This window comes from Abyssisolibacter sp. ZYX002 (genome assembly GCF_056892235.1).
Genome location: NZ_JARMXH010000003.1, coordinates 116609 through 140715 on the forward strand (window position 1 = coordinate 116609; position 24107 = coordinate 140715).

Annotated in this window: 22 protein-coding genes; 21 read left to right on the forward strand and 1 reads right to left on the reverse strand. The window is 29.0% G+C overall.

The window, feature by feature from the left end:
• Positions 1 to 271: 271 nt before the first annotated feature.
• The 15 genes from P3X86_RS10570 to P3X86_RS10640 all read left to right on the forward strand — a co-directional run bounded on the left by P3X86_RS10570 (position 272) and on the right by P3X86_RS10640 (position 15939).
• Positions 272 to 853: an RNA polymerase sigma factor gene (locus P3X86_RS10570; RefSeq protein ID WP_483292658.1), complete on the forward strand. Its 582-nt coding sequence runs from the start codon at positions 272 to 274 to the stop codon at positions 851 to 853.
• Positions 854 to 1029: 176 nt separating this feature from the next.
• A complete protein-coding gene (locus P3X86_RS10575) occupies positions 1030 to 1866 on the forward strand; it encodes a CvfB family protein (protein ID WP_483292659.1) in 837 nt (278 codons plus the stop codon).
• 114 nt (positions 1867 to 1980) lie between these two features.
• Entirely contained in the window at positions 1981 to 2520 is a 540-nt protein-coding gene (locus P3X86_RS10580; protein ID WP_483292660.1) for a PadR family transcriptional regulator, read from the forward strand.
• Complete coding sequence (locus P3X86_RS10585; protein WP_483292661.1) at positions 2521 to 3279, forward strand: hypothetical protein; 759 nt, start codon at positions 2521 to 2523, stop codon at positions 3277 to 3279.
• A 195-nt stretch (positions 3280 to 3474) separates the two neighbouring features.
• Complete coding sequence (locus tag P3X86_RS10590; protein WP_483292662.1) at positions 3475 to 4689, forward strand: serpin family protein; 1215 nt, start codon at positions 3475 to 3477, stop codon at positions 4687 to 4689.
• Between the two features lie 181 nt (positions 4690 to 4870).
• Positions 4871 to 6091 carry a serpin family protein gene (locus P3X86_RS10595; RefSeq protein WP_483292663.1) on the forward strand — a complete coding sequence of 407 codons (1221 nt, stop codon included), beginning with the start codon at positions 4871 to 4873 and terminating at the stop codon, positions 6089 to 6091.
• A gap of 406 nt (positions 6092 to 6497) precedes the next feature.
• Positions 6498 to 7412 carry an ArsR/SmtB family transcription factor gene (locus P3X86_RS10600; RefSeq protein ID WP_483292664.1) on the forward strand — a complete coding sequence of 305 codons (915 nt, stop codon included), beginning with the start codon at positions 6498 to 6500 and terminating at the stop codon, positions 7410 to 7412.
• Positions 7409 to 8140, forward strand: a complete 732-nt coding sequence (locus P3X86_RS10605; protein ID WP_483292665.1) for a GNAT family N-acetyltransferase — start codon at positions 7409 to 7411, stop codon at positions 8138 to 8140. Before P3X86_RS10600 ends, P3X86_RS10605 begins: the two co-directional genes overlap by 4 nt.
• A 9-nt stretch (positions 8141 to 8149) precedes the next feature.
• Positions 8150 to 8884, forward strand: a complete 735-nt coding sequence (locus P3X86_RS10610; protein ID WP_483292666.1) for a class I SAM-dependent methyltransferase — start codon at positions 8150 to 8152, stop codon at positions 8882 to 8884.
• 167 nt (positions 8885 to 9051) lie between these two features.
• On the forward strand, positions 9052 to 10341 hold the full coding sequence (locus P3X86_RS10615; protein WP_483292667.1) for a DUF4026 domain-containing protein: 1290 nt from the start codon (positions 9052 to 9054) through the stop codon (positions 10339 to 10341).
• 212 nt (positions 10342 to 10553) lie between these two features.
• Positions 10554 to 11420: a pyridoxamine kinase gene (locus tag P3X86_RS10620; RefSeq protein WP_483292668.1), complete on the forward strand. Its 867-nt coding sequence runs from the start codon at positions 10554 to 10556 to the stop codon at positions 11418 to 11420.
• A gap of 28 nt (positions 11421 to 11448) precedes the next feature.
• Positions 11449 to 12786 carry a TldD/PmbA family protein gene (locus P3X86_RS10625; RefSeq protein WP_483292669.1) on the forward strand — a complete coding sequence of 446 codons (1338 nt, stop codon included), beginning with the start codon at positions 11449 to 11451 and terminating at the stop codon, positions 12784 to 12786.
• A gap of 19 nt (positions 12787 to 12805) precedes the next feature.
• Positions 12806 to 14044: a metallopeptidase TldD-related protein gene (locus P3X86_RS10630; protein WP_483292670.1), complete on the forward strand. Its 1239-nt coding sequence runs from the start codon at positions 12806 to 12808 to the stop codon at positions 14042 to 14044.
• A gap of 62 nt (positions 14045 to 14106) precedes the next feature.
• Positions 14107 to 14997 (forward strand): GNAT family N-acetyltransferase, encoded by an 891-nt coding sequence (locus tag P3X86_RS10635; RefSeq protein WP_483292671.1) that lies wholly within the window; start codon positions 14107 to 14109, stop codon positions 14995 to 14997.
• Positions 14998 to 15009: 12 nt separating this feature from the next.
• Positions 15010 to 15939, forward strand: coding sequence for a DUF4846 domain-containing protein (locus tag P3X86_RS10640; protein WP_483292672.1), 930 nt, complete (start codon positions 15010 to 15012; stop codon positions 15937 to 15939).
• Positions 15940 to 15961: 22 nt separating this feature from the next.
• On the opposite strand, the gene P3X86_RS10645 is transcribed toward P3X86_RS10640, so the two are convergent.
• The gene (locus tag P3X86_RS10645) at positions 15962 to 16828 is read right to left on the reverse strand and encodes a damage-control phosphatase ARMT1 family protein (protein ID WP_483292673.1); all 867 of its coding nucleotides are present in this window, start codon (positions 16826 to 16828) and stop codon (positions 15962 to 15964) included.
• A gap of 124 nt (positions 16829 to 16952) precedes the next feature.
• On the opposite strand from P3X86_RS10645, the gene P3X86_RS10650 reads away from it, so the two are divergent.
• From P3X86_RS10650 to P3X86_RS10675, 6 genes are all read left to right on the forward strand, one after another.
• A complete protein-coding gene (locus P3X86_RS10650; RefSeq protein ID WP_483292674.1) occupies positions 16953 to 17657 on the forward strand; it encodes a YEATS-associated helix-containing protein in 705 nt (234 codons plus the stop codon).
• Between the two features lie 284 nt (positions 17658 to 17941).
• On the forward strand, positions 17942 to 19246 hold the full coding sequence (locus P3X86_RS10655) for a UDP-glucose dehydrogenase family protein (protein ID WP_483293031.1): 1305 nt from the start codon (positions 17942 to 17944) through the stop codon (positions 19244 to 19246).
• A 295-nt stretch (positions 19247 to 19541) separates the two neighbouring features.
• Entirely contained in the window at positions 19542 to 20705 is a 1164-nt protein-coding gene (locus P3X86_RS10660) for an amidohydrolase (RefSeq protein ID WP_483292675.1), read from the forward strand.
• A gap of 261 nt (positions 20706 to 20966) precedes the next feature.
• The gene (locus P3X86_RS10665; protein WP_483292676.1) at positions 20967 to 21671 is read left to right on the forward strand and encodes a PrsW family intramembrane metalloprotease; all 705 of its coding nucleotides are present in this window, start codon (positions 20967 to 20969) and stop codon (positions 21669 to 21671) included.
• A gap of 35 nt (positions 21672 to 21706) precedes the next feature.
• On the forward strand, positions 21707 to 22624 hold the full coding sequence (locus P3X86_RS10670; protein WP_483292677.1) for a tetratricopeptide repeat protein: 918 nt from the start codon (positions 21707 to 21709) through the stop codon (positions 22622 to 22624).
• A gap of 163 nt (positions 22625 to 22787) precedes the next feature.
• Positions 22788 to 24092: an AraC family transcriptional regulator gene (locus P3X86_RS10675; protein ID WP_483292678.1), complete on the forward strand. Its 1305-nt coding sequence runs from the start codon at positions 22788 to 22790 to the stop codon at positions 24090 to 24092.
• Positions 24093 to 24107: the final 15 nt, after the last annotated feature.

Genomic DNA, 24107 nt, shown 5'->3' on the forward strand with positions numbered 1-24107 from the left:
AAAGCAGCCCCCTTTTTGAGTTCAGATGAAATAAATATAATAATATATTTAAAATATTACTTTTTACAGTAAAAATGACAAAATTTGCGTAAAATTGATGTTATAATAATAACATATTACATAGGCATATTTTTGAAACTCAAAGGTAAATGGAATAGACATTTTTTTAGAAGAATTATTTACTTAAAACTAAATATTGGATTGTAATCATATGTAAGCTATTTTAATTTTACTGATTAACACAAAATTAATTATGATTGAGGTGTTTAAATTGTTAAAAAAAGAGTACAATATTTACGATTTGTACATCACTATTTTTAATACTTATCAAAGTAAAATTTATCATATTGCTTATTCAGTACTGGGAAATGATTATGATGCAAAAGATATAGTACAAGACACAGTTATGAAAGCTGTAGATAAAATTGGTCAGTTAAAAAACGACGAAAAACTTGAATTTTGGATTTGCTCCATAGCATACAACTTTTCAAAATTACGTTATAACCAAAATAAGAAAAATGTCAAAGTAGAACAGTATTGTTTCGACAAGCTCAATTATGATAAAGGGTTAACATCTATTCCAGAGAATCTTATAGAAGAGGAACGTAGATCGTTTATGCTACGAAAGATTGAATGTCTTAATCCTAAGTATAGCAAGGTTATTTACCTTTATTTCTACAAAAATCTATCTTACAAAGAAATAAGCGACGAACTAAATATCAGTATAGGAACGGTAAAATCAAGAATATATCGAGGAAAATTATGTTTGAAAAATATGTTAAATCTTGATACACATTTCAATTGCGATGAATGGAGTAAAGTGCCTGACTATGGGCTTAAGAAGTTGAGTTAGACTATGTGCAATTTTAATGTTGAGAGTTTAGTGATTTACTATCAGAAAGAGATATCTAATGCAAGATATCTTTTTTTGATATATAAGTTAACTATCTTTTTTTTACCCCTTGAAAACTATGTGGTATAGTGATATATTATGACATAGTGAATTTATTACATGATAAGGAGAAGTAAATGGTGAAATTAGGTGAAATACAAGAATTATATGTTGTTGATGTAAGTTCTAAAGGAGCATGCCTAAATGACAATATGAACGGAAACAACAATATAGTACTGCCAAGTAATGAAATAAATCAAGATATTAAAATAGGTAGTAAAATAGAGGTGTTTGTTTATCGAAATGCAGATGACAAAATCGTAGCTACTACAAAAAAACCCAAATTGACTGTTGGGGAGATAGGATATCTAAAAGTTGCCCAAATAGCTAAATTTGGAGCGTTTTTAGAATGGGATATGGATAAAGATTTATTCTTACCTTTTAAAGAACAAAAAGATAAGATAGTAGAGGGAAGAGAATATTTAGTTGGTGTTTATGTAGATAAGAGCAATAGACTATGTGCTACAATGAGGGTTTATGACTTACTTAGCACTGAGCTACCATACAAGGTAAATGATGTCGTTAAAGGATTTGTGTATAGTCTAAACAGAGAAATGGGTGCATTTGTAGCGATAGATAACAGATATCATGCTATGATACCTAAGAATGAGATTTTTCATAATGTAAAAATAGGAGATACAGTAACAGGAAGAATTACAAAGATTAGACCGGATGGAAAGGCATACATAAGTCTTCGTGATAAAACGTATAAGCAAATGGATAAAGACACAGATACATTGATGAATAAATTAATAAAAAATGGTGGCAAACTCCCATTAAACGATAAAAGCTCTCCAGATAAAATAAAAGCTCAATTAAATATGAGTAAAGGCTCATTCAAAAAAGCTGTAGGAAGATTATTAAAGAAGAGAATAATAAAGATAACAGATAATGGTATAGAGTTAATAGTGTAGTTAAAAAACTTTCTTGAAAAAGAGAGTTTTTTTATTGACAAATACTATAAACATATACTACTCTATATATAGAGTAGTATATGTTTATAGTATTTTAGCGAGGAGGAATAAGTTATGTTAAATAAAACTGCAATAATGTTATTAGGTATAATAAATGATGAACCTGTAAATGCATATGAAATAATAAAACAACTAGAATACATGAATATTAAATGGTGGTTTAATATTGGAGATTCTACAGTTTATGCTACCATAAAGGTTCTAGAAAAAAAGAAGTATATCTGTGGAAATATAGAGAAGATAGGGAATATGCCAAGTAAAAAAGTATATTCAATTACACAAGAAGGAATAGACCAATTAAAAACTTCTATAATAGAAATATGTGAATCATTTAGTTATGATACAGTTTTATTTTCTATTGCAGCATGTTATATCCATGTTTTTAACAGAAAAGAGATTGTAGATATATTAGAAAGAAGATTAGAATATCTTGATGTATATTTAAGAAACATAAACAAACAGCTGCCAATACTAAAAAACGACCAAGTACCAATACATCATATTAGTAATGTTAGTAGAATGGTTGAAATTGTGAAAGCCGAGATAATAGGAACAAAAAGAATTTTAAATGATATAAAGGAGGGAAATACGTAAATGAATAGATTATTTAGATTTAAACCGACAAGAGATACGTATATTGCCTTAATGTGCGGAATCATAGTCATCACACTTAGCTTTACTATGAGTTTATTTCATGAAGAAACAATTTTAAATAAAATAGTATGTGTGATATTAAGAGATATATTAATGATATTGGTAGTTGGCATTGGATTTACATTGTATTATATTCTAATTAATAAAAAAGGTAGTTTAGCTGATCTTGGAATTACAAAAAGAAAACTACCACTAAGTTTAATTATCAATGTGTTACTTGGTGTAGGGTTATTAATGATGTTTATGAAAGAAACTGATAAGCATATAGTAATAGATTATAACAATATTTGTGCCATTACATATATATTTATGGCAGGTATATTTGAGATAGTATTTATATATGGATTTCTTAGATTTTATTTTGAGAGAGCTTTTGGAGTAATACCTGCAATCATACTTACTGCGATATTTTATAGTTTACATCATGCAGGGTTTCAGCCAGAATTTTTAAAGCTATTTTATGTAGGAATTATGTATACATCAGTCATTTATATTACCAATAATATGTTTATAATGTTTCCTATATTTTGGGGTGTAGGAGCCACTTGGGATGTTTTAATCAATTCAACAGCAGGAAAGAGTATACGAAACACATTTTCGTTCATAGTTGCAATTATAGTCTTGATTTGTATGATATTATATTTTTTGGTTATTAGATATATTTTAAAGAAAAATAGTATAAAGAGTAGTAAAGTATAACTTTTTCAGCTTCAAGTATAGCGTGTAATAATTTCAAATAATAACAATAAATGTTGCGTTAAAAAAGAAAGCATCAGGGATAGACTAAATTTCTATATAATGTTAAATTACTACAATCTATAATTTAGACATTATATAGATAAGAGGGAACATTTATTTAAATACATAGTCTAACCGAATAAGGGGGGATTTGAGTTGAAAAAAATTTGTACTATTTTTATAATTATCATAGTAATTAGTTTTGTTGGTTGTACAAATAACAAGATGACATCAAGTAGATTGATTGAAATAAAAGATAAATCATTAAATAATGGCGTTGTAGCTGATATTAACAGTTTAGGTGTAAAGACTTTTAAAGCTACTTCTGATGGCAAAACAAATAATATAGTTTCACCCATAAGTCTAGCTATGGTATTATCGTCAATTAATCAAGGTGCAAAAGACAATACGAAAAAGGAACTGGATACAGTAATAAACAGTGCAGGTTTAAGTAATATGGAGTTGGCTGAGCAGTATGCAATAATAATAAATGCATTAGTTAAAACGACAAAAAACACAGATACTATAATCAATTTAGCTAATTCATTGTGGGTAGATAAAGATAAAAACATAAAAAGCGATTTTCAGCAGTTAATTGGGAGATATTACGACACAGATACATTTAGCATAGAATTTAGTAATAAAGATGCTAAGAAAAGTATAAATAATTGGATAAGCGAAAAGACAGATGGGTTGATTAAAAAATATATAGAAAATATAGATGATTTAAAGGTATTATATGTTATAAATACGTTATATTTTAAAGGGGATTGGGTAGATAAATTTGACAAGAGATATACTAAAAAAGAAAAATTCACATTAAAAAGCAAAGAGATAGTAGAAGTAAAAATGATGAATGAAGAAAGAAAAATTGATTGTTATGAAGATGATAAAATTGTCTCAGGAGAGTTAAAATATAAAGACTGTAGCATGAATATAATAGTGCCAAAAGATGATATAGATGATTATATCAAGAATTTTAATCTAGATAGTATCAAAGCAATGGAGTATAGTAATTGTGAGATAAAACTACCAAAATTTGATTATAAAGCTGAAAATGATTTGACAATGTGTCTAAAAATTATAGGGATTAAAGACTTGTTTTCTAGTAAAGCTGATTTGTCAGGAATAATAGAAGCTAATACACCATTATGGACAGATATAATAAGACAAAAATGTGTTATACAAGTAGATGAAGAGGGCACAAAAGTAGCAACTGTAACTTCAGCGGGTGCAGTTGGATGTGCGCCACCTTCAAAACATATCATAAAACTACATGCAAATAGACCATTTATATATATAATAAAACACAACGAAACGGGTGTGGTATTGTTTATGGGAGTTGTTTATGATCCTAGAAATAAAAATTAAATTTACTTACTATACACATGATTTTAATTAACGATAAGTGATAATAGACTTATGCTTAAAGAGTGTGACTATTTACTATAAAGATTACTTGTCTATTTTCTGATTTAATAATTAACTCTTATATAATTTTGGGGAACATTTATTCAAACACATCGTCTAACCAATAAGGGGGGGATTTGAGTTGAAAAAGCTATATACTATTTTTATAGTCATCATGGCAATAAATCTAGTTGGTTGTGCAGATAACAATATGAAAAAGACATCAAGTAGATTAATTGACATAAAAGATAAGTCATTAAATAAAGGTGTTGTAGCTGATATTAACACATTAGGAGTGAAAGCTTTTAAGGCTACTTCTGATGGCAAAACAAATAATATAGTTTCACCTATAAGTTTAGCTATGGTGCTGTCATCGATTAGTCAAGGTGCAAAAGGCAATACAAAAGAGGAATTAGATACAGCTATAAACAGTGTAGGTTTAAGTAATATGGAGTTGGCAGAGCAATATGCAATAATAATAAATGCATTAATTAAAACGACAAAAAACACAGACACTATAATTAATCTAGCTAATTCATTGTGGGTAGATAAAGATAAAAACATAAAAAGCGATTTTCAGCAGTTAATTGGGAGATACTATGATACAGATACCTTTAGTATAGAGTTTAGTAATAAAAATGCTAAGAAAAGTATAAATAATTGGATTAGTGAAGAGACAGAAGGATTGATAAAACAATTCATAGAAGATATAGATGATTTAAAAGTAATGTATGTGATAAATACTCTGTATTTTAAAGGGAATTGGATAGATGAATTTAATCAGAGGTTCACAAAAAAAGAAAATTTTACACTAAAAAACAAAGATATTGTAAAAGTAAATATGATGAATGAAGAAAGAAAAATAGACTGCTATGAAGATGATGAAATAGTTTCAGGAGAGCTAAAATACAAAGATTGTAGTATGAATATAATAGTACCTAAAGGCGATATAGATAGCTATATTAAGAACTTTAATCTAGAATGCATCAAAGAAATGGAGTATAGAAATTGCGAGATAAAACTACCAAGATTTGAATATAAGGTAGAAAATGATTTGACAAAGTGTTTGAAAGATATAGGTATTAGAGACTTGTTTTCTAGTAACGAAGCTGATTTGTCAGGAATACTAGAAGTTAATACACCATTATGGACAGATATAATAAGACAAAAATGTGTCATACAGGTAGATGAAGAGGGCACAAAAGCAGCAGCAGTAACATCAGCTGAAGTAAATGAGAGCGAGGCACCTGAAGAAAATATCATAAAATTACATGTAAATAAACCATTTATATATGTAATAAAACACAATGAAACAGGCGTTGTATTGTTTATGGGAGTTGTTTATGATCCTAATAAAAATTAAATTTACTTATAAATATATGACCAGCTAAAATAACTATAAGGGATAAAAGAGCTACACTTAGAGTGTTGCTCTTTACTTTATATGGGTAAAAGGGTATCAGACTTGAAAAGTTGAAAAGCATGTCATGTGAAAAGACATAGCTCATTATCATTTTGCCTAATTGGTAAAGACATTACTCTATTTTTAGAGAAAAATTCAAGTGAAAAATTACAAAAAACTAATCATTTCGTCCTACCAGAGTATTTCTACAGACTTCCGATCAACCAACTTGAAGCAGATACGATTTTGGTATAAATACATTCAAAACTACCTAAAAATTACAAAAAATATTCTAAGATTCATTGACAAAGATAAAAAAACATGTTATTATTTGCATAGATGCACAAATACGCAAAGAGGTGATTTCGTGAAACTCAAACAAGGATACTATGGATTTTTGGATATGCTACTCAGTTTTAGAGAGATATATATGGGTGAGAGGTTCAAACCTTATTGTACTCAATTATCAGATTTAATGGCTAAGTTAGAAAAAGAGGAATTGAAAAGTATTAATGATATAGGAGATGAAAATAATGGATATCTTGATACTATTGAAAAAGCTATTGATATTACATTAAAAAACAATGTAATAATAGAAGAATTGTTTTTAAAATTAATTAAAAACCCTGCATTAGTTCTAAACGATTGTAACAACAACTTGAGTAACATCAATTTTTTGATATTTATGTGGCAAAAGTATTTTAATATTGAGATTTCTAAAAACCATAAGAAATTAGTAGAAAAAGTATTTCACATTGATAAAAAAGTGAACGAAAAAGGACTTCTTAAATACCTACAAAGCATAACAGATAGATTTGATATATGTAACGATATAATAAGTTTTCATATCAAACCGGATTTAGAAGTAGAGATTAAATCTATAGAAAACATAATAATTATGCCATCATTGTACGCATGTAGAAACTTTACATTTTGGTATAACAATAGTGATTTTATCTTTTATATAGGACTAGATAGCCACCAAATAACACCTACAGACCCTTCAGATATGCTGTTGTTAAAGACATCAGCATTTAACGATAAGACTAGGCTCAAGATACTTAAACTCTTAACTAATAAAAGTATGAGTGCAAATGAAATAGCACAGATATTGAAAGTCAATGCTTCAACAGTGTCTAGACATTTAAAGATATTTAAAGATACAAATTTTGTAGATATACAAGCTAGGGAAGGTAATTCAATATACTATTACCTTGATGAAGTCAAGGTGAAACAAGCACTAGAAGATATAAACAATTTTATATTAGGAGGGATAAAATGATAAGACTTATTGAAGAACTAACAATGAACGCAATGCCTTCGTTAAAGACAGTTTTATATGATGGATGGGTTATAAGAATAACCGAGAATTCTAAAAGCAAAAGGGCAAATTCGGTTTATCCTGTGAGTAACTCAACACTGCCTTTGGAAGAAAAAATAGATGTTTGTTCTTGCATCTATGAGAAAGAGAGTATAAAAACAGTATTCAAAATAACAGAAGATGAAGAAAGTTTAAAAGTAGATAGTTTATTAGAGGAAAGAGGTTACGAAATACAGGCTAAAACAGGTGTCATGACAATGGATATAGATAATAACATAAAAATAGATAATGATGTTAATATTGAAGATACAATGTTTGATGGTTGGCTAGATTATTCTAATAGCATAAGTAATAAAAGTAAAGAACATGCAGAAGCTTCGAAGAAAATATACAGAAATCTAGTACAACAACCATTATGTGCATCAATAATCATAGATGGCGAATGTGTGGGAGTCGGTTTAGGTATTATAGAACGAGGATATATAGGGATATATGGGATATTTGTTAAGCCAAACTATAGAAGAAAAGGGTTTGCTAAAAAAATAATGAATACACTGCTATACGAGGCTAAAGAAAGAGGAGTAAACAAAACATATTTACAGGTAGTAGATAGTAATACACCAGCAGTAGATTTATATAGGAAATTAGGTTATAAACACCAATATTATTACTGGTATAGAGTTAAATAGGAGGGACGAATGATTGTCTATAATTATGATGAAATAAGTAAGGTGTATGATGATGTTAGAGATGGAGATTACGAGATAATAAAAGAGATGCTCAGATGTAGTGATTTACAAGTAGGTGACAATATTTTAGAAATAGGATGCGGAACAGGTAATTATATAAAAATGATGCCAGAATGTTTTAATTTATATGGTATAGATCAATCAACTGGTATGCTTTTAAAAGCTAAGGAAAAATGTAATAATGTGGCTTTTACAGCTGGAGATGCTATCAGGCTAGAAGATTATAAAGATAATCAATTCGATTTAATCTATATGGTAGATGTTATACACCATATTAAAGAGGAAGAAATTTTCTTTAATAATATATATAGAATACTAAAAGATAATGGGCGTTTATACATATTTACAGATAGTCATGAGCATATAAAAAATAGACTTACTACAAAATACTTTCCCAAAACATTAAAGTATGAATTAAACAGATACCAAAGTTTTGATGAATTAGCTGGTTTGCTAACATGCAATAATTATAAAAATATTAAGTCAGGGATTGTAAATATGCCACCAGTAAAAAACTATGGAAAACTTCTTATTAATATAGCAAAAAAGAGAGCATATTCAATGTTTACAGCTTTAAGTGATGAAGAAATTAATGAAGGTATAAAAAATATTCAATTAGAAATAGATAAAGGAATCAACATTGAATATCATACAGGAGCAACCTATATAAAAGCACAGAAATAAGTATATATTCATAATACTTATAAAACTATGAAAAAGTCATCTAATATGGATGACTTTTTTGTAGGTAAAATAGGTGATTAACAGTGTTAATAAAGTGGTGGGATGATATAAATACCGCTACAGGTATGTTATAATTATTATAGCTTTAAGACATTAAAGGAGGCTATATGAAAAATAATGAATTATATGAGTACCTTATGGATGGAAAAACTAAATTACCCTCGGTAATGGGTATAGTACCTCATACAGAATACATATTTACATTTGAGAACATCTTATACAATCTAAAGAATAGTCAATTGTTTGATGTAAAAAATGTTAGAATCACACAAGAAAAACTTAACTGTGATATATTAATTCAAAATAAGAACTTTAAAGTAGAATTCCATATTTATAATTTAAAGGAATTAGACCTTGAGATAATGAAATTAGGAAATAAACTTGGAGCAGATGAACTAAGTTGCTTAAAAAACAAAACACAATATATAGAAAGCAAAATGTATTTTGATAATGATTCACTAGTTTCTTATCATATACAACTTAAAATATTGGATGCCATTGTACCCAATAAAGGTTTATTATTAGATATTAGTAGTTTAAAGCTTTTATCAGGTGAGTGGCTAAAATTAGTAGCTAATTCTGATATATGCCCTAGTCCAACATACTTATATTCTGTACATGTTGTATATGATGAGTATGATGAAGAAACTAAGTATTGGTTACATACTCATGGTTTACATAGATGTGGTTGTGTAGAAATAGAAATAGTAGAAATAGAGTTTGAGCCTGACGAGTACATATCTATTATAAATACTATAGCTAAAAGATTTATAGAGAATGGTATGATAAGAACTGAAAAAGTAGTTGATGTCGGTGATGGAATGGATTTTGTCTGGGTTCCTTGGGAAAAAGGCCTAAAAAAAATAAAACAAGAGTTAAAAATAGAAGAAATTATAGTAGGCGGGAAAGAAGATAGGCAAGATGGATTGCATGACAGACCTTCAGGTATACTATTTGCAGTAAAAGATAAACAATTTACTCATCCAAGTATATATCACGGATTACTGCAAGATAATCCAGTATTTTATGTTACAACATCAGAGACGGATAGAATGTCTAGTTTAGCAAAAGAAAGATTTGAGCATTTTAGAAATATTTTAAGTTTTTATAAACATATTAAAGGATGGAGATTTTTAATTAAGCTAGGAATAATAGTAGATAGTTATGAGGACATAAATCAAAAAGAGCATTTATGGTTTAATGTTGAAAGTATATATGATGATAAAGTTGATGCAGTATTACTTAATAAACCATACTGGGTATCAAAAATGAAAGAAGAAGACAGAGTTATATATGATCTAGATACAATGACAGATTGGATAATATACTCACCAACAGAAGAATTTACACCAGATAGTATATATAGATTTTATCAAATGGAAAATGAAATCCATTAGATAATAGCTGTTTAAATTTAAACAGCTATTTTAATATGTTTTTTTAAATTGATTAATGCACAGTTAAAATAAATTAATATAATTTTGTAATAATATTATTAAAATTAATAATGACATAAATGAAAAAATGGTATATAATATATATATGTTATTCATGTCTTAAGTTGCCTAAATATTATGAAAAAATGTGTTTTAATAAAGGAAGTGAATAAATGAACCAAGTAAAGAGAGTAGCGGCTATACATGATTTGGCGGGGTTTGGTAGAGCTTCTTTATCAGTGATTATACCGATAATATCAACAATGGGTATACAAGTATGCCCACTACCAACAGCTGTATTATCAAGCCATACAGAATTCAATGATTATACATTTGTAGATTTTACGGACAATATGGGTGATTATATTAATCATTGGGTTAAAGAAAAAATAGAATTTGATTGTATTTACAGTGGTTTTTTAGGTTCTAGTAGACAAATAGATATAATATCCAAATTCATAGACAAATTTAATCATGAAAAGTGTTTAGTAGTTGTAGATCCTGTTATGGCGGATAATGGTCACTTATACAGTACAATGGACGATGAAATGGTTCAGAATATGAAAGAACTAGTGTGTAAAGCTGATATAATAACACCTAATTTTACAGAAGCAGCGTTTCTTCTTGGAGAAAAATATGATAAAAATATTTCCGAGGAAAATGTAAAAAGCTGGCTAAGGAGATTGTCAGATATGGGTGCCAAAACAGTAATCATAACTAGTGTTCCGGAAACAGACACAAAAAACACGTCGGTTATTGCCTATGATAGTCTACAAAATAAGTTTTGGAAAGTTAGTTGTCAATACATACCTGCTCATTTTCCTGGAACAGGAGATGCGTTTACAAGTGTTATAGTAGGAAGCTTATTAAATGGAGATAGTCTACCTATGGCATTAGATAGAGGCGTTCAATTTATAACTGCATGTATTAGGGCAAGCTATGGATTTAACTATGATAGAAAAGAAGGTATATTACTAGAAAAAGTATTGAGTAATTTAAATATGCCATTTATGATGAGCAGTTATGAATTACTAGAATAAAAGGTTAAAAAACTAAGGGGGTAAAAAAATGTTTAAATTTCCAAAAAATCTATACACAGATGTAAGAATTGAAGAAGTATTTAACACAGATATTAAATATGAACAACGAAAGTTAGAAGATTTTAAAGCATCAAAGCACAAAGCAGTATTTATTAGAGTATTTGACGGTAACATATGGCATTATGCATCTACTACAAATGTAGATAATATTCAAGAAGAGATAGATAAGCTTGCAAAGAAAGCCATACCTAACGAAGATATAAACAATAATCCTATAGTTATGAAATATCAAGTTAACAAAGAGAAGGTTTTTAAATACGACAAGGAAAATGATGTTACTAAAGTATCTAGAAAAGATAAGATGGATTTAATAGAGAGTTATTTTAAATTTGTTGATTCAAAATATTTAAAGGTATTTACAGCTAGGTATGTAGATTTTAAGAAAATTATAAGCTTTTATTCATCTAAGGGAACAGAAATTGAGTACGATACACAAAAAGCAGGATTCAAATTTGTCTTTGCACTAGAGCATGAAGGTGAAAATTTCGCAGATGGTTTCTCTAAAGATGGTGATAATTTCAGCTTCCTTAATAACTTAGAAGAAGACATGGTAAAAAGATTAAAACAGTGTGAAGATGCACTTTTGAACGCACAGCCAGTTGAGCCAGGGAAATATACAGTAATAATGTCACCAATAACAACAGGTGTATTTGCACATGAAAGCTTTGGGCATAAAAGTGAAGCAGATTTTATGGTAGGAAATGAAACTATGAAAAAAGAATGGGCTATAGGTAAAAAAGTAGGTTCGGATATATTAACAATAGTTGATTATGGGATGACACCGGGAAGTGGATATGTGCCATTTGATGATGAAGGAACAAAAACAGAGGAGACGTTTTTAATCAAGAATGGTATATTATCAGGAAGGTTACATAGTGTAGCTACCGCAGTAGAGTTAGACGAAGAGTTAACAGGTAATGCAAGGGCAGTCAGTTTTGAGTTTGAGCCTATAGTTAGGATGACAAGCACATATATTCTTGGTGGAGATAAAACCAAAGAAGAGTTGTTTAATGAAGTTGAAGATGGTATATATATAGAAACCATAAAACATGGAAGCGGAATGTCTACGTTTACTATAGCACCATCACTAGCTTATAGAATAAAGAATGGAAAGATAACAAATCCAGTTAAGATTGCAGTAATCACAGGAAATGTATTTGAAACACTGGGGGAAGTCGATGGATTATCTAATGAATGTGAGGTTCTATCATTTGTACTAGGTGGTTGTGGTAAAATGGAACAGTTTCCGTTACCAGTAGGAATGGGTGGCCCATACATGAGAGTTAAAAATATAAATGTTAGATAGATAAAAGGGGGTAAGTAGGATGATAAAGGAAAAGTATATAGATAAAAACAAAGAGAGTGCTGTAATAATAGCTAATACTTCAATACAATCTACTAGAACAAAAGATACAGTCAAAACAGGTATTAGAATATATGATAATGGAAAGATAGGTATAGCTGGAGCAATCGGAAGTTTTGATGAAGGTGAGTTAGAGAAAGAAGCTATAAAAGCATTAGATTTTAATGTGGTATATGAAGATGAGCCTAGCAAGAACATGGTTAAGAAGTTAGAAGATATACCTGATATTATTAAAGAAGATTTGAAGGATGAAGTTGAAGAGGTATTATCACATTTGAAATCAAATCATTCAGATTTTGATTTCTCAGGAAATTTTAAACTCAAAGAAAGAGAAGTTACACTCTGCAATGACAACAATCTTGATTTGAGGTATCATGGTAAGGGGTTAGAATTTTCATTATTGTTTACAGAAAAGAAATCAGTAAACATAATGGATGGATATATTTTTTGTGAAGGTAAGAAATATAATAGAGAAAATTTCTTAAATGATATTGATAAAATATTAGATGGATATAGAAATGTTGTAGAATTACCTGAAAAGACTAAAATGCCAGTAATTATCTTACATGATCTATCACAAAGTTTCGTAAATAAATTACGCCAAGAATCAAATGGAGAGTTGTATGGAGCTGGCTACTCAAAATTTAGTAACAAAATCGGAGAAAAGTTGTTTAATGAAAAATTCACAATATACAATACATTTAATCCAGAAGATGTAGCTGTAGAACCATTTTTTGATACAGAAGGAGTGGTGAATGAGGACTATAGATTTGCTATAATAGAAGAAGGAGTATTTAAACTACCTTATACAAGTAAAACAACGGCTAGAAAATATAATCTAAAGCAAACAGGAAGTGCTACAGGTGGGTATTTCGACAAACCTTCTAATAATGCGAATATTACTTATAGTATAAAGCAAACCAATGAAGATATAAAAGAGTTGCTAAAAGGTGAAGTAGGTATATTAATCTGGGTAGCGAGTGGAGGAGATTTTACATCAAGTGGAGATTTCTCAACACCAGTTCAACTTGCATATTTATTTGATGGTGAAAAGATAATAGGTAGATTACCAGAAATTCAAGTATCTTCAAACATGTATGATATGTATGGAGACGATTTTAGAGGTGTAGCAAAAAGCAAAGCATTACCAAATAGTGATAATAAATGTTTAGTAATAGATATGAATGTTTCAAAACTATAGGGAATATTTTAAAAGGACTGCCACCGAATATGAGGCAGTCCTTTTAAATAAAGGAGGATAATATGGGGAAATTATCAATAAGATACGCAATAGATGAGGATAATAGTTTCATAGACGAAATGCTTAAGTATTCATTCAATAATTTAGAAGCAGGGATTGGATATCCTAGATGTGAAGATTTAAAAGAATTAATCGCAGAAATTAAAATATACGAAAATGAGTTAAAAAACTGTATATGTATTATACTATATGAAAATGAAAGAGTAGGAATAAGTGGTTTATTATATGCACCAGAGGACCAATATGGATATATGATTGGGCCAATAATAAGGCCAAAACATAGCACTAAGACTATCATTAAAGAAATAATAGGTTTAGTAAAACAAAGCAAAAAGGATACTCTAAAAACAATATATGCGGCTATAACTGATGAGAATACACTACTTAAGGATTGTTACTTGGAGTTAGATTGGACATATAAGAGCACAGACAGAGAAATGTGTTTTGATATTTCTGATGAAATAGTATATAATCAAACGAAATATCAAGTGCAAGATTTAAATGAGAAAAATGAAGAAGTAATAAATAGTATATTTAGACTATTTGATAGAGTATTTAAATGGCAAGGAGATAGAAAAAGAATAGAAGAATTCTTAAAAGAAGGATATAAATTAGGTTATGTTGTTAATGATAGTAAAGAGCTTATAGGTGCAGTTTGCTCAGATTACCTTGATGATATGGATTTTTCACGATTAGAATATGTAGCAGTAGACGAAAAACATAGAGGTAAAGGAATAGGAAGAGCTATGATAGAGCACGTAATAAATCAAAGTGCTAATAAAAATATTAAGCAAGTATATTTAAGTACAGATATAGATAATAATGCATCAAATTTATATAGTAAGATTGGTTTTTATGATACGGTAATTTCACATTCATATAAATCGGAATAAAGGAGTGTTAACGTGAAAAGATATTTAGCTCTAATTATAGTAATGATGATAGCAATTACTTCATGTAGCAATAAAGGTGCAGAGAATAAAAAAGCAGATAATAATAAAGAGAGCAGTAATATAACTTGTGACAACAAACCAAAAGGGGAGCAGAAAGAAGATCAAAAACCTATAAAAACAGACAATAAAATATTAAACAAGGAAGGCAAAACTATAGAAACTAGGTTTAATGTAATTAATGGATGCAAACGAATAGATGTAAGTGAAAATAGTTTTGGTAAATATATTAGAGATTTAGAGTTAAAACCTCATGGTAGTGAAGTAAAGTACTATAATGGAAGCACAAAATCAAACAACAATGTATACGAAGCTGTTGTAGATATGGATATAGGAGATAAAAATTTACAGCAATGTGCAGATGCAGTTATGAGACTGAGAGGAGAGTATCTATACAGTCTAAAAAAATATGATGAAATTCATTTTAATCTCACAAATGGTTTCAGGATGGATTATAAAAAGTGGATGCAAGGATACAGAGTAAAAGTTAGTGGCAATAAAACTAGTTGGGTTAAGAGCAAAAAAGCATCAAATACCTACAAGGATTTTAGAGAATATATGACATTTGTTTTCATATATGCAGGAACATTATCTTTAGAAAAGGAGTTAGAACCTGTAAAATTTGAGGATATGCAAATAGGAGATGTATTGGTGCAAGGTGGTAGCCCAGGGCATGCTGTAATAGTAGTAGACATGGCAGAAGATAAAACAAATGGTAAAAAATATTATATGTTGGCACAAAGCTACATGCCTGCACAGGATATACAAATACTATGTAACCCAAACAATAGTGATATAAGCCCTTGGTATATGTTAGATAATAACGAAACTATAATAACACCAGAGTGGACATTTAGTAAAGATAATTTAAAAAGATTTAAGTAATATAAGAAAGTGAGTATAGAGCCTAATTATTTAGGCAAACTATACTCATTTTTTCTACACCAGCTAAGCCAGCAACTACTTCACATTTAGCCATAAATAATAAGAAAAGATTATTTCTTTTTTCATCACTTAATCCTTCATAGTTTCCTTGGCCTTTAGCAATAACAATATCTGATGAATTAAAGCAATTCTTAAACTCATCACTAGAATCATTAATAATAGCACCTGGAGATCTATCACCACTATCAATTACATCTGCTAGTTCGTGCATATTAACCATAATAGCATCATCTATAGTAACGTCATTTAAAGCAGGTTTGCCTCTAACAGCAAAAGTTATATGCAAACTAGGATATAACCTTTTCAAAATTTTGATAAAAATTTTATCAAGTACTATTTCACCGCAATTATCGCCAATATATAAAAGAGATTTAGAACTGCTAAGGCTTTCTTTTAAAGCATCACTATTATCAATAGTTAGGTTGTAGTCGTTAACACTTCTTATTTTTGAGAGTATTATTTCTTTATCAAATTTATGAGCAGGACCAAAATCTATTATATTTCCAATTATCGCAGTCTTTAGAGCAGTAAGGAAGATGTTATTAGATTCTAAAACCATACTTTCAATTTCATCAAATTGCTCAAGTAAAATACGGTTATAATATTCTTTTACTTCCTTATATGGATTATCATTGCCTGTGTGTTTTTGTATAATTTCAATGATGAACTTCATAGTATGTGGGTTGGGTAGTTCATAATCTACATTTTTAAGTAAGTTAAAAACATCTGAGAGTATAGCTTTTGTTTGATGATCACCACAATTTATAAGCTCTGTTATTTTGAGAACTTGATTTATATTACAAGGCAAACATTTTAAATTAAGCTTCATATAAAACACCTCTTATGTGGAAAATTTATTTGTCGTTTGTATAGTATAACAAAAACAAAGAATAGTCAAATTTACAAAATAAGTAATTAATGATAAAATATACACAAAGGGAGGTTGGTTAGTTATGATGCATACACTATGTATTATCACAATTATGATTATCTCTGGAGTATTAGGAGGTGTGGTAAATAACTATATGCAAAATAGCACAGATGACAATATTGAAAGCAAAAAAGATAAGTTGTTTAAGTCAATTATTATAGGTATAGCAGCAACATTTTTAGTACCATTATTTTTAAATATGATTTCTAGTGATCTAATTGATGCTAGTCAGACTGATAAAAATAAGTTATTTGTATTCTTAGGATTTTGTACTATAGCTTCAATAGCGTCAAGCTCGTTTATTAATTCAATGACAAGTTCTTTCCTAAAACAAGTAGATGAAGTGAAAAGTCAGGTAAATCACATAAATAAATATATAGACCCAATAGTAAATAAGGTGATAGAGGATGAAGAGATAGAAGACAATGATACGAAAGTAGTACCAAGTGACAAAAAAGTATCAATTAAACCAGAGGATGCAATGATGGATAGCGAAAAGATACTGATATTAACCGCAATATACGAAAGTACTTTTGTATTTAGATCAATAGAAGGAATAAGTAGAGAAACTAAACTAGAGATACTGGTTGTAAAAGCTGCTGTATCGGATTTATTGTATAAGGGATACATAGAAAGTCTTAAAAAAGGTAAATATGTACGATATTATTTAACAACAGATGGATGTGAAATAATAAAGTTCTTAAATGTTGATAAGCAACTAATTTGAATTACTCATGGAACGTCTTAAATACACTGTAGTTTTTTAAATTGAAATATTTCAGCGATTTTGTAAGCGTACTGGTTAGTACGGTGAAAAATCGATAGAATAATTAGAAGGATGCTGTGTAGTTATTGATTTTCTGTGAATAATTTAGATTTAATCTAAAAAATAATAAATTTATGCTATCAATATTTTATATAGCGTCATAATTATAAAGTATAAAGATATTTGAGTAATTAATAGAGACAGTATTTAGAAAGGAGGCATATAAAATAAATAGCATAACTATTATAGGAAGTGGTTACGTAGGATTAGTTTGTGGAGCTTGTCTAGCTGATTTTGGTATGAACGTTATATGTGTAGACAAAGATAAAGAGAAAATTGATAAATTAAATTGCGGTATAATTCCAATATATGAACAGAATCTAGAGGCTCTGATAAAGAAAAATAGACAGAATAAAAGATTAGAATTTACAACAGATATATCCTATGCTATCAAGCAAAGTAAAGTAATATTCATAGCAGTGGGGACACCAGCTATGGAGGATGGCAAAGCGGATTTGAACAATGTATTAGAAGTTGCTAAAACTATAGGAAAATACATGAATGGATACAAGGTTATAGTTAACAAATCAACAGTACCTATAGGGACTGCAAAATTAGTAAAAAAAGTCATAAAAGAAATATTAGATAATAAAGGTGTAAGTCACAAGTTTGATATGGTATCAAATCCAGAGTTTTTAAGAGAGGGTTCAGCGGTATACGATTTTACTAACCCTGATAGAATAGTCTTAGGGGTAGATAGTAAAAAAGCAACACGTATAATGAAAGAAGTCTACAGAGTGCTATATTTAAGTGAGACACCATTTGTAATTACAAATATAGAGACAGCAGAAATGATAAAATATGCATCAAATGCATTTTTAGCTATGAAGATAACATACATTAATCAAATAGCTAATTTATGTGAGAAAGTGGGTGCTGATGTCTGTCATGTGGCAAAAGCAATGGGTATGGACCAGAGAATAGGTTCAAAGTTTTTAAACCCGGGACCCGGATATGGAGGTAGCTGTTTTCCAAAAGACACAAATGCATTATTTAGAATTAGTGAAGAAAAAAAGGAACCAGTTACATTGATAAAAGAGACAATAAAGGCAAATGAACATCAAAAACATAAAATGGCAAAAAGAATTAAAAGAGAGATAGGAAATCTAAATGGAAAAACAATTGGAGTTTTAGGGTTAACATTTAAACCAAAAACAGATGATATGAGAGAATCTCCAGCTATAACTATATTAAATAAACTATCTAAGTATGATGTAAAATTTAAAGTATATGATCCACAAGGGCATAAGGAAAGTGCAATGAGGCTACAAAATATATTAGATAAGATTAAGTATTGTGAAAATGAATATGATGCAGTTACAGATGTAGATGCAATCGTAATCCTAACAGAATGGAATGAATTTAGAACAATGGATCTCCAAAAGATAAAAAAGATAATGAAGGGAAACTACTTTTTTGACTTTAGAAATATTTATGATAGAAATATAGTTGAGAAATTGGGATTTAAGTATTATTGTGTAGGTAGATAAGAATAAAAAAGATATGTCAAGGCGTATTGTCTTGACATATCTCAGACTGTAGATAAAAGCCCAGTTTCTGCGTCGTAGTTAAAATTTCTGTTGCTCACATACCTCTAAGTAAGCTCTGCTACTCAATTTTAACACTTCTTGAAAATGAACTCTTACTACAGTTTGCTTTTTTGATGACTTTGTCCCGAAAAAGATATCTCAAGATTACATACCTTGAGATATCTTTATTTTATTATATAGAATAAAATGGTATAATACTATATAGCATAAGTGAAATGAAAAGGAAGTGAGTTTAATGATATTAATTAAAAACGGGAAAATTTACACTATGGAGAATGGAATATTAGATGGGGCTTCAATACTAATCAAAAACGGTAAAATAGCTGAGATTGGATATGATATAAAGACAAATGGTGATGTGGAAATTATTGATGCCAAAGGTAAACTTGTTATGCCTGGATTTATAGATGCACATACGCATTTAGGGATAACAGAGAGTAGTATTGGATTTGAAGGATCAGATCACAATGAGAGGACAGATCCTATAACTCCACATTTAAGAGCAATTGATGCTATAAATCCAAATGATATAGCATTTAAAGAAGCTGTGGAAAAAGGGATAACATGTACAGCTACTGGTCCGGGGAGTGCTAATGTTATAGGTGGTGAATTCGTAGCTATAAAAACATATGGTAATATTATAGATGATATGGTAGTAAAAAAGAGTGTTGGTATGAAATGTGCTTTTGGAGAGAATCCTAAAAGAGTCTACAATGAAAAAGGAAAAATGCCAATAACTAGAATGGGTATAGCTGGATTACTAAGAGAAGCACTATTCAAGGCAAAAGATTATAAAAATAGAATAGAAGCTACAAAAGGAGATTATTCAAAAAGACCAGCATTTGATATGAAAAATGAAGCATTACTTAAAGTATTAAACAAAGAAATACCACTAAAAGTACATGCACATAGAGCAGATGATATATTAACAGCAATGAGGATAGCAGATGAATTTGATGTAGATTTAACATTAGAACATTGTACAGAAGGTCATTTAATAGCGAAGCGTATAAAGAATGCAAATTTAGATGCTATAGTTGGACCTATTATGACACATAGATCAAAATTTGAACTAGCAAATAGATCATTTATTACACCAAAGGTACTATCTGAAAACGGAGTAAAAGTAGCTCTTATGACTGACCATCCAGTAATACCACTACATTTATTACCAGTATGTGCTTCATTAGCAGTAAAAGCAGGGTTAGATGAGATGGAAGCATTAAAAGCACTTACTATAAATCCAGCAGAGATACTAAAGATTGACGATAGAGTTGGAAGTATTAAAATTGGTAAAGATGCAGACATAGCTATTTGGGATGGCAATCCACTAGAAATAAGTTCAGAAGTTATATACACTATAATCGATGGTCAAATCGTATATAAAAAATGTCAATAGTATACAAGTTCGAGTTAAAATAAACAAAAAATGGGTGTTTTATGATACAATATAAATGTAGAGGGTATTATTATTTATACTTACCCTCTGATATTTGATTTTTTTTTTATTTTATAATAAAATCAAAACTAATAAATGAACTAAAATAATATATTCTTTCCAAGTTGGTTTTACATTACCATAATATCCTTGTATAACAAACCTAATAACACGAAAAAATAATCTCATGAGATTGATTATAAATTAGGATGGTGAAGGATTATGAATGTAAGACTAATAGTTATAGCAACTATACCAGTTTTTGCACTTGGATTAGGAATATACTTAACAGATAGATTTGACAAAGAACCTTTCAATTTGTTAGTAAAAGTATTTATTTTTGGAATGTTATCAGCAATACCAATATCTATAATAGAAAAAATTTTAATGTCTTTTGATATATTTGGGGGATTTTTATCAATTGCATATGTAGCATTTATAGTAGCTGGGCTTACAGAGGAATTTTTCAAAAGGCAGGTAGTTCTTAGATTAGCCTTTAATCATGAAGCTTTTAACGAAAAGCTGGATGGAATTGTATATTGTATATATTCAGCTCTAGGCTTTGCTCTAGTTGAAAATATTATTTATGTTGCTTTTAGATTTACTACAAACCCTCATATAGGAATTTACAGAGGACTATTATCTGTCCCTGCACATACATTATTTGCAGTTACTATGGGGTACTATTTATCTTTATCTAAATTTGCAGATAATAAAAAAGAGGCTAGAGAATTCATGACTAAATCATTAGTTGTGCCAATCATATTTCATGGACTATTTAATTTTATATTGATGTCAAATATACCGTTTTTAATGCCGATATTGATTGCATTTGTTGTTTATTTGTGGATTATTAGCTTAAGAAAATTAAATTCATACTATAAAGAATCCAAACATATGTATGATTCAGAATTTCTAAAAAAATAGTTAAATATTTGATTTATAAAGGAGTAATAATTGAGATGAAACGAAATTATATGCTTAATAATTATATCAATCTAGCAGAGGATTTTCGACAAAACAATAAACTATTTAAGTCGATAGAATTTCTTAAAAAGGCATTGTCATATGCAGATAAAATAGATAAATATGAAATAGTTCTTAAAATGGGTCTAATTTATGATGAGATTGGAAACTACACTCTAGCAGAAGAAAAATATAGGCATATATTAGAGATAAATCCAAATGAAGCGAGGGCTTATTATGGACTAGCTATATTATATGACGAGCAAAAGGAGCATCTTAAAGCAATAGAATACTATGAAAAAGCAATAGAAATTAAACCAGACTATGACAGAGCATATTTCTTTCTAGCTGATACATGGGACTGTATGGGAAATAAAGAAAATGCTATAAAGTATTACAAAAAAACAATAGAGCTTAAACCAGACGACTTTTGGGCATATATAAATTTGGGTTCAATATACGAAGAGTTAAATGAAAATGAAAAAGCTTTGGAAATGATAAGACAAGCTATGGCAATAAAGTCAGATAATTTTTTAGCATTATTTAATATGGGAGTAATAATGAAAAAACTTGGGAAAATAGATGAAGCTATAGATAGTTACATGTTATCAATAAAGCAGAACAATACTTATCCATACAGTTATTTAAACCTAGCTATTATTTTTAAAGAGAGGTTAGATTATAAATACGCTATAGATATAATTTCACTAGGAATAAAGAATAACGAAAAATCAGCATTTTTATACTATAACAGAGCATGTTTTTATGTACATATAGGCAATTTAAAATTAGCATTAGAAGACGCTTTGAAAGCAGTCGAGTTAAATATTAATCTTATGGACTATATAAGAGAAGATGAGGAGCTAGACCCAATTAAAGAAATGTATGATTACAAAGTATATTTTAATAAATGATGTATGAGACGAAAGTCTCTTTTTTTTGTATGTCAAGAAATGAAGATAATAGAAAAAAATCACTTACAATCATTGAAAAATCAAGATATAGAGATATATCAAGTATTGTCAAGAATACTTGATATATTTGTGTTATACTTTTACATAAAGGTTGGTGATATTAATGTCAGATTATTATAGTAGAATTCAAAAAACTCTTGAGTATATCGAGAGTAACATAAAAGATGAGATATCTTTAGACAAATTAGCTCAAATGTGTTTTTATTCATCCCATCATTTTCATAGAATCTTTCAGTCAATAGTAGGAATACCAATCAGTGATTACATAAGGAAAAGGAAATTAGCAGTTATAGCAAATGAAATAATAGAAACAGATAAAAAGATATTAGATATTGCAACAGAGTATGGCTTCAATTCGCATGAGACATTTACGAGAGCATTTAAAAGAACGTTTGATATAACACCTACTGCGTATAGAAAACTAAATACACATGCAATACCAATAAATTTTTGGAAGGTGAGTTTTGCTAATAGTGACTTGCAAAAAAAGTACATGAAAGCGGTAGAACGGTTATGTAATAGATTGAAACAGGATAAAAATATACTGGCAGTGATAATATCAGGTAGCTTATCATATGATCAAGTTTGGGAAAAATCAGATATAGACATATCTATTATAGTCAATGATGGTTGCAAACTAAAATCAGAGATATGTTTATTAGAAGAAGACATATATGTAGATGGACATGTAATAACGAGAAGTGACTTTAAAGGACTTCTCAACAAAAGTCTTAAATCATCTTTTTTTTATTCATACTATTCATTAAGCACTATGATATATTGTAAAGATGAGTCAATAAGAGAATTATTTGAAGAAATCTGTAATAATGATAATTCCCCAGAAAAAGATAAATCTGTCATGCTGATGAACAATATTGCGTACATACTATGGAGAATATACAAAGCTGAAAAATGGTTGAAAGTTAAAAGTGATGTCAGATATGCATATCTTTGGATAACAGAGGCTCTGAGGTATATCGCATCAATAGAAGTAATAATGAATGATGGAGTACCATCAAGAGAGGTCATATTACAAGCGTTGAAGTACAAAAATCCTTTAATCGACAAGCTTTACATCGGGCTTATGGATCAGAAAAAAAACAGCATAAACATATCTCAAGCAATAGATATGATATATGCTTACCTCCGTGAGAATGTAGAAGTAATATGTAAGACTATATTAGATTATTTTGATAGTACCAATAAAATGAAACCCTTATCAATGATAGCGCAGGATTTTAAAAACGCTCTTAATGCAAACGTAATATGTGAAGTGTGCGAATGGTTGTGCGACGAAGGAATCTTAGTTAAAGACATGTCAGAAATTAGAATAACTAAAAAGGGTAATACAATAGTATATGAACCAGCTTATTTCCTAAGCAATAAAGACATTGATATATTTCTATAGAAGGATAGGAGTGGT